Origin of the sequence: Jeotgalibacillus proteolyticus (assembly GCF_050107735.1) — a bacterium.
GTDB lineage: Bacteria > Bacillota > Bacilli > Bacillales > Jeotgalibacillaceae > Jeotgalibacillus > Jeotgalibacillus proteolyticus_A.
The window spans coordinates 435,169-444,199 of record NZ_JBNILO010000003.1; the positions used below are offsets into that span (position 1 = coordinate 435,169).

The 9,031-nt window shown below is 46.3% G+C and carries 5 protein-coding genes, 20 tRNA genes and 2 rRNA genes; 2 read left to right on the forward strand and 25 right to left on the reverse strand.

Annotated features, from left to right (window positions below; genetic code table 11):
- Positions 1-26 precede the first annotated feature (26 nt).
- From menH to ACQCT8_RS07430, 3 genes are read right to left on the reverse strand one after another with little or no spacing between them, the layout of a single operon-like run.
- Positions 27-839: a 2-succinyl-6-hydroxy-2,4-cyclohexadiene-1-carboxylate synthase gene (menH, locus tag ACQCT8_RS07420; protein WP_426869854.1), complete on the reverse strand. Its 813-nt coding sequence runs from the start codon at positions 837-839 to the stop codon at positions 27-29.
- Positions 839-2,563 (reverse strand): 2-succinyl-5-enolpyruvyl-6-hydroxy-3-cyclohexene-1-carboxylic-acid synthase, encoded by a 1,725-nt coding sequence (menD, locus tag ACQCT8_RS07425; RefSeq protein WP_426869856.1) that lies wholly within the window; start codon positions 2,561-2,563, stop codon positions 839-841. The genes menH and menD overlap by 1 nt, the downstream gene beginning before the upstream one ends.
- The gene (locus ACQCT8_RS07430; protein WP_426869858.1) at positions 2,560-3,963 is read right to left on the reverse strand and encodes an isochorismate synthase; all 1,404 of its coding nucleotides are present in this window, start codon (positions 3,961-3,963) and stop codon (positions 2,560-2,562) included. Before ACQCT8_RS07430 ends, menD begins: the two co-directional genes overlap by 4 nt.
- A 304-nt stretch (positions 3,964-4,267) precedes the next feature.
- On the opposite strand from ACQCT8_RS07430, the gene ACQCT8_RS07435 reads away from it, so the two are divergent.
- The gene (locus ACQCT8_RS07435) at positions 4,268-5,179 is read left to right on the forward strand and encodes a 1,4-dihydroxy-2-naphthoate polyprenyltransferase (RefSeq protein WP_426869860.1); all 912 of its coding nucleotides are present in this window, start codon (positions 4,268-4,270) and stop codon (positions 5,177-5,179) included.
- Between the two features lie 202 nt (positions 5,180-5,381).
- Positions 5,382-6,032, forward strand: a complete 651-nt coding sequence (locus ACQCT8_RS07440) for a TraR/DksA C4-type zinc finger protein (protein WP_426869862.1) — start codon at positions 5,382-5,384, stop codon at positions 6,030-6,032.
- A 155-nt stretch (positions 6,033-6,187) separates the two neighbouring features.
- Here the strand turns inward: ACQCT8_RS07440 and ACQCT8_RS07445 are convergent.
- The 22 genes from ACQCT8_RS07445 to ACQCT8_RS07550 all read right to left on the reverse strand — a co-directional run.
- A tRNA-Glu gene (locus tag ACQCT8_RS07445) sits at positions 6,188-6,259 on the reverse strand.
- 7 nt (positions 6,260-6,266) lie between these two features.
- Positions 6,267-6,354 (reverse strand) — tRNA-Ser (locus tag ACQCT8_RS07450).
- 5 nt (positions 6,355-6,359) lie between these two features.
- Positions 6,360-6,434: transfer RNA gene (locus tag ACQCT8_RS07455), tRNA-Asn, on the reverse strand.
- 1 nt (position 6,435) lies between these two features.
- Positions 6,436-6,512 (reverse strand) — tRNA-Ile (locus ACQCT8_RS07460).
- 3 nt (positions 6,513-6,515) lie between these two features.
- A tRNA-Gly gene (locus ACQCT8_RS07465) sits at positions 6,516-6,589 on the reverse strand.
- A 24-nt stretch (positions 6,590-6,613) separates the two neighbouring features.
- A tRNA-His gene (locus ACQCT8_RS07470) sits at positions 6,614-6,689 on the reverse strand.
- A gap of 24 nt (positions 6,690-6,713) precedes the next feature.
- A tRNA-Phe gene (locus tag ACQCT8_RS07475) sits at positions 6,714-6,786 on the reverse strand.
- Between the two features lie 22 nt (positions 6,787-6,808).
- Positions 6,809-6,884 (reverse strand) — tRNA-Asp (locus tag ACQCT8_RS07480).
- 7 nt (positions 6,885-6,891) lie between these two features.
- Positions 6,892-6,965: transfer RNA gene (locus tag ACQCT8_RS07485), tRNA-Met, on the reverse strand.
- Between the two features lie 58 nt (positions 6,966-7,023).
- Positions 7,024-7,116, reverse strand: a tRNA-Ser gene (locus tag ACQCT8_RS07490).
- Positions 7,117-7,126: 10 nt separating this feature from the next.
- Positions 7,127-7,203, reverse strand: a tRNA-Ile gene (locus tag ACQCT8_RS07495).
- Between the two features lie 6 nt (positions 7,204-7,209).
- Positions 7,210-7,286 (reverse strand) — tRNA-Met (locus ACQCT8_RS07500).
- Positions 7,287-7,307: 21 nt separating this feature from the next.
- Positions 7,308-7,380 (reverse strand) — tRNA-Ala (locus ACQCT8_RS07505).
- A 17-nt stretch (positions 7,381-7,397) separates the two neighbouring features.
- Positions 7,398-7,474 (reverse strand) — tRNA-Pro (locus ACQCT8_RS07510).
- A 9-nt stretch (positions 7,475-7,483) separates the two neighbouring features.
- Positions 7,484-7,560 (reverse strand) — tRNA-Arg (locus ACQCT8_RS07515).
- Between the two features lie 14 nt (positions 7,561-7,574).
- A tRNA-Gly gene (locus ACQCT8_RS07520) sits at positions 7,575-7,646 on the reverse strand.
- An 8-nt stretch (positions 7,647-7,654) separates the two neighbouring features.
- Positions 7,655-7,739, reverse strand: a tRNA-Leu gene (locus tag ACQCT8_RS07525).
- A 29-nt stretch (positions 7,740-7,768) separates the two neighbouring features.
- Positions 7,769-7,844, reverse strand: a tRNA-Lys gene (locus tag ACQCT8_RS07530).
- Positions 7,845-7,853: 9 nt separating this feature from the next.
- Positions 7,854-7,929: transfer RNA gene (locus ACQCT8_RS07535), tRNA-Thr, on the reverse strand.
- A gap of 4 nt (positions 7,930-7,933) precedes the next feature.
- A tRNA-Val gene (locus ACQCT8_RS07540) sits at positions 7,934-8,009 on the reverse strand.
- Between the two features lie 18 nt (positions 8,010-8,027).
- Positions 8,028-8,143 (reverse strand): 5S ribosomal RNA (gene rrf / locus ACQCT8_RS07545).
- 202 nt (positions 8,144-8,345) lie between these two features.
- Positions 8,346-9,031: ribosomal RNA gene (locus tag ACQCT8_RS07550) — 23S ribosomal RNA — on the reverse strand; the annotation flags it as partial.

Below are 9,031 nucleotides of genomic sequence, written 5' to 3' on the forward strand. Positions count from 1 at the left end.
TCCTTCATATGTAGTAGACCAGTTGCCTAGTCGGTATATAAAAACTCCTCTATTATTGTACCAAACTTTTCGGGTTGTTCCACATGAATTGCATGACCAGTTTCAGGAATCAACATTTTTTTTGCATTTGGCATCTGATCCGCCATTTTTTTTGCTATTTGACAAAATTTACGGTCTTTTTCACCTGTGATAAGCAGCGTTTCATGTTTGATCTTATTAAGCTCTCCCCACCAGGATGGCTGACGGCCGGTACCCATTCCCTGCAGGCTGGCTGCCAGATATTCTGGCTTATTTTGCATCCGTTTTTTGCGTATTTTCTGCTGCACTTCAATATCCAGTTTTTTTTGCGTTTCAAACAAGGGGATGTTTTCCCACCTATCCACAAAAGCCGCTATTCCTTCGTTTAAAATAAACTGAGCCAGCTGATCATCCTGCTTATTACGCGCTTCTCTTTCCATCGTGTTTTCCAGACCGGGAGAAGCACTTTCAAGAATCAATTTCCTGACTTTATCAGGATAAAATGCAGCAAAGGACAGAGCTGTTCTGCCTCCCATAGAATAGCCTACAGCATCAGCAGCCCGTATGTTCAGATGTTCCAAAATGAACTCAAGATCTCTGCAGACTTCCTCCATGGAAAAGCGGGAGAGATCATTATGGGGCATGACCGTCTTTCCATGACCCGGCAGATCAATGGCGATGCACATGGCAGACTTGGAAAGCTTATTTATAATGGTTTCCCATGTGGAACTGTCGCTCGTGAATCCATGAAGAAACAGGACCGGTTTTCCTTCACCTTTTACTTCAATATGATAGACAGCTCCCCTTATCATGATCTCCATCAGTTCATTCCATTGACAGCTGCTTTTACTTTGGCCCAAAGCGCTCTGTGCCCATGTACATTTTCATTCCGGTCGGTCTGAATTTCCGTTAGGGTAACGCCTTTTTCTTTTATTAATTGATTAAGACCTGACTGTACTTCCTCAATTGACTCCAGCTTTTGATAGAAAAGTGAATACAGCTTAGCTGCATGAGAAAAATCCAGAGAAGGCGGTGTGCCAAACAGCGTTTCAAAATGAAGAGGTTCCTCTGCCTGTGGGAGAAATGAGAAGATTCCTCCACCATTATTATTTAATACAATAATGTGCAGGTTAACCGGGTGCTGCTTAGCTGCAAGCAAGCCATTTAAATCATGGAACAGCGACAAATCACCGATAATCAGATACACCGGCTCCTTAGTTTCAGCGGCAATTCCCAAGGCAGTAGAGACTACCCCGTCAATTCCATTTGCCCCTCTATTTGCCCATAAAGTAAAAGGTGCAGAAAATCGTGTCCAGAATGTATCCAGATCCCGAATCGGCATACTATTCCCCGCCATCACATGGCAATTCTTTGGTAGAGACTGAAGTACACGACCGACTACAGCACCTTCATCTTTTTCATCGTGTATATGACGCTCAATTTCACTGATGGTCGTCTCGTTTATTTTTTTCCATAAAGCAAGCCATTCACTATTTGATTGGCCTGTTAACCGGGAAGAAACCGCTTCGCTGAAACTCTTCTCATCACAGTCAATGTAATCTGTGACAGATGAAGATGGATCCCGCCAATCTGTGCCCTGATCAACCAGGAGGTGGGGCACTTCTTCTAAAGAAGCTATAAATTGCAGCAGCGGTTTGGAAACAGGCATTGCGCCAAAACGAATAATACAATCAGGTGCTAAAAGCCGCTTTACATTCTCATCTTTTAAAAATGCGTCATAGCCCTCAATCAGTGCATTCCGATCTGACAGATCACTTCTTAAAAAACTGAGCGGATCTGCAAGCACTGGAAAACCAGTCTTATCAGCCAGCTGAAGCAATGCCCGGTTAGCACTGGGCTCTGCTGCCGGTCCTGCAATAATGATTCCTTTTTTTGCTTCATTTACTTGTGAGGCAATATAGTCAGCAGCTTCATCAGATAACGTGTTTTTACTGCTTACAATGGATACCGGCTTCCTTTTCACTGTCTCCCATTGGCCTAAAACAGGAGAAAGCGGTTCTCTAAATGGAAAATTCAAATGGACTGGCCCCATCGGAGCATCCTTTGCCTTTGCAACTGCCTTGATGGCTGTTCTGACAACATGCTGTAAGACATTCTCCCGATCCTCTGGCAGCGCCATATCGGCAAACCATTTTACATGCTGTCCGTATAAATGAAGTTGATTGACAGCCTGAGGCGCTCCTACTTCCCTCAATTCGTGCGGACGGTCTGCTGTTAGCACAATCAACGGGATTCGTGCATAATGTGCTTCTACTACAGCAGGATAATAGTTTGCCGCCGCTGTTCCCGACGTGCAGACGAGAACTACAGGACTGCGGCTGACTTTAGCCATCCCCAATGCATAAAAAGCGGCTGAGCGCTCATCTACATTCACATGACAGTCAATCATAGGATGATCCTGCAGTAAATAAGCGAGAGGAGTAGACCTTGAGCCTGGACTGATCACGGCCTTGGTTACCCCTCCATGGACTAATTGCTGTATGAACGTGCTGACATAGGCTGTAAGTGTTTGCTGGTGGTTCATTGCATCGTCCCTCCTACTGCCCGAAGCATAGGACGGAATTTAATCAGTGTCTCCTGATACTCACTTTCAGCATTTGAATCCTTTACAACACCGCATCCTGCATAAAGGTAAGCGTGACGGTCATGAAGGAGACCTGAGCGGATGGCTACAGCAAATTCCCCATTTCCTTCGGCATCCATCCAGCCAACGGGAGCTGCATAAAATCCCCTGTTCATTTTTTCTTCCTTTTGTATAACATCCATCGCCAAATGCGTAGGTGTACCGCCAAGAGCAGGTGTAGGATGAAGACGATCCACAAAATCCACCACAGACATTCCCTCTTGAGCAACTCCTTTAACTGGCGTATACAGATGCTGTATATCACGAATCTTCATAAGAGCAGGCGACGTGGGCACTTTCACATCTGAGCAGAGGTCTTTCAGGTTGTCCGTTATCATCCTTACGACAAGTTCATGCTCATGAAGATTTTTTTCATCATGTAGCAAAAGTTCACTCAGATGCCGGTCCTCCTCTAAAGTTCCCCCTCTGGCAATGGAGCCTGCGAGACAGGTGGATAAAATATCATTTTTGGATTTCTTAACCAGCCGTTCAGGAGTGGCTCCGATAAAGCAGCTGTCGAGCACCTCGAGTGAAAAAATGAAACTTGAGGCCTGATCGTCCCTCAAACGTTCAAGAACCGTATCTGATCTTTTTTTACCGTCAAAATCAACCAGGATTTTTCTTGCAAGTACGACCTTTTCCATTTCACCTTTCTTTAAACGCCTTACCACAGACGTAAGAGAAGTCTTCCACCTCTCAGGCTCTATTTCGGTCATGTTTATGACAGATACATCTTTCATGGACTCTTCTGTTTCATTCAAAAGCTGATCCCTTTCTTTTTGCATACGCTCCCAAAGCTTCTTGGAATCATCAAATTCTGAACAGACGATGTTGCTGGTCAGAAAACAGTCTCCTTGTGCATTGATCGTAAGCATGAAAGATGGGAGATGAAAATAACCGTTTGAAAAATTGGTCCATTCCAGCTCGGCTTCCTGTCTGGGATCAAATGAAAATCCCCCTACTGCTACAGGTCCAGTACCCGTTTCTTTTTCTCCTGTACAGACAGCTTCTGACAGGAATTCCTTCCATTGCTGTTTTATATCTATAAACCGTTCATTTTTTTTATTGGAAGTAAAAGTCTGAGCGTTTCCTGCCCCGACAAGGGTAAGCTCTCCAGTTCGATCCTGCCAGAAAGAGCGCTCTCCCTGATACAGCTTGTACCCCGCTTCGTAGAACTGCAGAGGAGCCACGCTGTCGATTCGTGCAACCTGACTAAACAGAACTTCCCGCTTGGATTGATGGGCGATTCTGATTGCTTCTTCAAAATCAGCAAGCCCATGTGACTGTTGTAAAATTCTCACCATGTTTCCCCCTAAAAATCACTGTTACGAACATGTTTCTCTCTCTTAAAGATACACCTGTTTTCATAATCATGTCAACGAAACACAACCGTTTCTCACTTCGTTCTAAGAGGGGAATACATTGAATTATGCAACTCTTTCTTTTCGCATTTATTCCTGTTGAAAATGCAGTATAATAAAGGTAATGGTAATTGTCGAAATCTTTCTGGGTCATTGACAAATAAAGCGTTATTTTAATACACTTTACTATGGACTATTTTTCACCATTCATTAACATATAGTACTTTTAAGGAGAGAACAGCATATGCACCTTCAGCCTGAGCGTGACCAAGGCTTTCAGATATGGTGGAAGCTTACCCGTCCCCATACCTTGACTGCCGCATTTGTTCCAGTTTTACTTGGAACCGTACTGGCACTGGAATACACCGATCTAAACTGGCCATTATTTTTAGCCATGCTACTGGCAAGCATTTTAATTCAAGCAGCAACCAATATGATTAATGAGTATTACGATTTCACCCGAGGACTCGACAATGAAAAATCTGTCGGCATTGGCGGAGCCATTGTTCGAAATGGGGTTAAACCTAAGACAGTAATCAGGCTCGCCTTCCTCCTGTTTGGAATTGCACTTCTGCTCGGAATTTATATTTGCGCCAACAGCTCCTGGTGGATAGGGGCAATAGGATTAGTATGTATGGCAGCAGCTTATTTTTATACCGGTGGTCCTCTTCCAATTGCCTACACGCCTTTTGGCGAGCTGACAGCAGGTTTCTTTATGGGGTTTGTCATTATCCTCATTTCATTTTACATTCAAACTTCTGCAATAAACTCAGTTGTTATGCTTGTTTCACTACCCGTGTCTATATTAGTAGGTGCTATTCTATTAGCAAATAATATCAGAGACCTTGACGGGGATAAGGAAAATGGTCGTAAAACTATAGCCATCTTACTTGGCCGCAAAAATGCAATCTATTTGCTTGCCGCCATGTTTGCTGTAGCTTACGGGTCAGTCGTTGTCTTAATCATTTCAGGCATTGTGTCACCCTGGCTGTTTATCAGTTTCCTGAGTGTGCCAAAAGCCATTAAGGCAACAACAGGATTTATCGGGAAAACCATGCCCATTCAAATGATGCCTGCCATGAAAGCAACTGCTCAGACAAACACTATTTTTGGATTTTTACTGTCCATTGGATTTTTAATCGGTTACTTTACTTGATGTGTAAGGAAGGATCGCAAACAAAACCTGTTTGCGATCCTTCCTTTTCTTTTACCTATCTGCTGCCTTCAAAAATTCAGAGATGAGAAAGTAAACAAATACTCAATGTGCATTGTGTTTTTCACTCTGCTAAAAGGTTTCATTTTTTGCACAGAGGATAAACTAAGCGTATCAGCTTGTATTTTACTAAGGAGTGGTTAACGTGTTATCTAACGAGCAAATAAATACATTCAAAGAAAGATTATTGAAACAGCAAAGAGAACTTTCTGAAGACCAGAATGATAAAGCAGATGTGGACGAGTATTCTACTGAACTTTCTCAATACGATAATCACCCTGCAGACAACGCAACCGACTTGTTTGACAGAGAACTCGATATGGCTCTGAATGAGCATTCTGAAGATGAGCTTGAAAAAGTGGAAGCAGCTCTTCAGGCAATTGAAGAAGGCACCTATGGAGTATGCAAGGTAACAGGCAAGGATATCCCTATTGAACGGCTGGAAGCCATGCCAACTGCCCTGACTGTTGTAGAAGCCGCAGAAGAGCAGACTCCAGGCGATATAGATAGCAGGCCAAGTGAGGAATCAGTTATTTCTCCTTCTTCTGACCATCCGCTTCGCTCTGAAGATGGAGAAGTTCGAGATTATCAAAACAGCTTTAGTGAAGCTGCCAGGTATGGCACATCTGAAACACCTTCAGATATGGCAGGAGACGAAAAGGATTACGATGAGATGTATGAAAGTCATGAAGATGGAGATGACTCCATTAATGAACTATCCGATGAAAACGAAGAAGAAGAAGTCGGCACCGACCTTGAAGGCAATGATAGAAGAATCTATAACAAAAATGAATAACCAAAAAAGGAAGTCCAGAACGATTGGACTTCCTTTTTTGCGCCTGTTTGCTCATAATAACAATTCTACTGACAAGCAAGCCGTTTCAACCTGCAAACCTATTCTGCAAAAAAAAAATCTAAAAAAACACATTCAAGTTGAATGTGTTTTTAAAATGACCCGTACGGGATTCGAACCCGTGTTACCGCCGTGAAAGGGCGGTGTCTTAACCGCTTGACCAACGGGCCAAAAGAGCGGAGAAGGAGGGATTTGAACCCTCGCGCCGCTTACGCGACCTACACCCTTAGCAGGGGCGCCTCTTCAGCCACTTGAGTACTTCCCCATAATTGGCTCCACAGGTAGGACTCGAACCTACGACCGATCGGTTAACAGCCGATAGCTCTACCACTGAGCTACTGTGGAATGGTGGGCCTAAGTGGACTCGAACCACCGACCTCACGCTTATCAGGCGTGCGCTCTAACCAGCTGAGCTATAGGCCCCTTTGGAGCGGGTGATGAGAATCGAACTCACGACATCAGCTTGGAAGGCTGAGGTTTTACCACTAAACTACACCCGCAAAGAGTATGAAATTAAATAAATATGGGGCGACTGATGGGAATCGAACCCACGAATGCCTGAACCACAATCAGGTGCGTTAACCACTTCGCCACAACCGCCACAGCAATAACATGATATAAAGGTGGCTTTGGACGGAATCGAACCGCCGACACATGGATTTTCAGTCCATTGCTCTACCGACTGAGCTACAAAGCCTTAACAAAAAAATGATTAAAAATGGCGGTCCCGACCGGGATCGAACCGGCGATCTCCTGCGTGACAGGCAGGCATGTTAACCGCTACACCACGGGACCCTGGTAATTGCGGGGGCAGGATTTGAACCTGCGACCTTCGGGTTATGAGCCCGACGAGCTACCGAACTGCTCCACCCCGCGTCGTTGCCGGCTTAAGATAAATATTATCTCATAAGCCTCAAGTATTAGAAATAAAAAATGGAGGAGGAAGAGGGATTCGAACCCCCGCGGGATTTGACTCCCCTGTCGGTTTTCAAGACCGATCCCTTCAGCCAAACTTGGGTATTCCTCCAGGAAAACAATGGTGGACCTTGCAGGACTCGAACCTGCGACCGGACGGTTATGAGCCGTCTGCTCTAACCAGCTGAGCTAAAGGTCCCTGATATGGTGGCGGCAGAGGGGATCGAACCCCCGACCTCACGGGTATGAACCGTACGCTCTAGCCAGCTGAGCTACGCCGCCAAATGAAATTTTATAATAAGGTGGAGCCTAGCGGGATCGAACCGCTGACCTCCTGCGTGCAAGGCAGGCGCTCTCCCAGCTGAGCTAAGGCCCCTAGAGTGGATAATTAAATGGTCGGGAAGACAGGATTCGAACCTGCGACCCCTTGGTCCCAAACCAAGTGCTCTACCAAGCTGAGCTACTCCCCGAAATATGTATGGCGCGCCCGAGAGGAGTCGAACCCCTAACCTCTTGATCCGTAGTCAAACGCTCTATCCAATTGAGCTACGGGCGCAAATTAATTATCTAAGCGGAAGACGAGATTCGAACTCGCGACCCCCACCTTGGCAAGGTGGTGTTCTACCACTGAACTACTCCCGCATAGTATATGGTGCGGGTGGAGGGACTTGAACCCCCACGCCTTGCGGCACTAGATCCTAAGTCTAGCGCGTCTGCCAATTCCGCCACACCCGCATGTACTTGTTTGTCATCTGAACATTTAATGGTGAGCCATGTAGGATTCGAACCTACGACCCTCTGATTAAAAGTCAGATGCTCTACCGACTGAGCTAATGGCTCAAAGAAAACTGGTGCCGGCAAGAGGACTTGAACCCCCAACCTACTGATTACAAGTCAGTTGCTCTACCAATTGAGCTACACCGGCAAGATGGTGGAGAATGACGGGCTCGAACCGCCGACCCTCTGCTTGTAAGGCAGATGCTCTCCCAGCTGAGCTAATTCTCCACTATAGTATGTAATACCGCCTAGCGACGTCCTACTCTCACAGGGGGAGACCCCCAACTACCATCGGCGCTGAAGAGCTTAACTTCCGTGTTCGGCATGGGAACGGGTGTGACCTCTTCGCAATTATCACTAGACGCTATTATAGAAAGGCTCGCGCCTTCAAAACTGGATAAGACATCAACACAAACATTGCTTTTCGAGTAATCACCACGTTGAATCCAGTTTCGGCTCCTAGCTTTTCGGTCGTTTCACCTTGCCTGCTGTGACAAAATGCGTCACGTCAGTCGAGCTTCCAACGCCTCTCAAAGCTGGACAGTCGCCTACACCTTTTTCGATTTGGTTAAGTCCTCGATCGATTAGTATTCGTCAGCTGCACATATCGCTATGCTTCCACCTCGAACCTATCTACCTGATCATCTTTCAGGGATCTTACCACTTGCGTGTGGGAAATCTCATCTTGAGGGGGGCTTCATGCTTAGATGCTTTCAGCACTTATCCCGTCCGCACATAGCTACCCAGCGATGCCAATGGCTTGACAACTGGTACACCAGCGGTGCGTCCATCCCGGTCCTCTCGTACTAAGGACAGCTCCTCTCAAATTTCCTGCGCCCACGACGGATAGGGACCGAACTGTCTCACGACGTTCTGAACCCAGCTCGCGTACCGCTTTAATGGGCGAACAGCCCAACCCTTGGGACCGACTACAGCCCCAGGATGCGATGAGCCGACATCGAGGTGCCAAACCTCCCCGTCGATGTGGACTCTTGGGGGAGATAAGCCTGTTATCCCCGGGGTAGCTTTTATCCGTTGAGCGATGGCCCTTCCATGCGGAACCACCGGATCACTAAGCCCGTCTTTCGACCCTGCTCGACTTGTAGGTCTCGCAGTCAAGCTCCCTTATGCCTTTACACTCTTCGAATGATTTCCAACCATTCTGAGGGAACCTTTGGGCGCCTCCGTTACTCTTTAGGAGGCGACCGCCCCAGTCAAACTGCCCGCCTGACACTGTCTCCCACCCGGAT

What these genes read in the sequence shown, in the direction of transcription:
- menH (WP_426869854.1), bottom strand. Translation starts at nt 839, where the DNA reads ATGGAGATCATGATAAGGGGAGCTGTCTATCATATTGAAGTAAAAGGT.
- menD (WP_426869856.1), bottom strand. Translation starts at nt 2,563, where the DNA reads ATGAACCACCAGCAAACACTTACAGCCTATGTCAGCACGTTCATACAG.
- ACQCT8_RS07435 (WP_426869860.1), top strand. Translation starts at nt 4,268, where the DNA reads ATGCACCTTCAGCCTGAGCGTGACCAAGGCTTTCAGATATGGTGGAAG.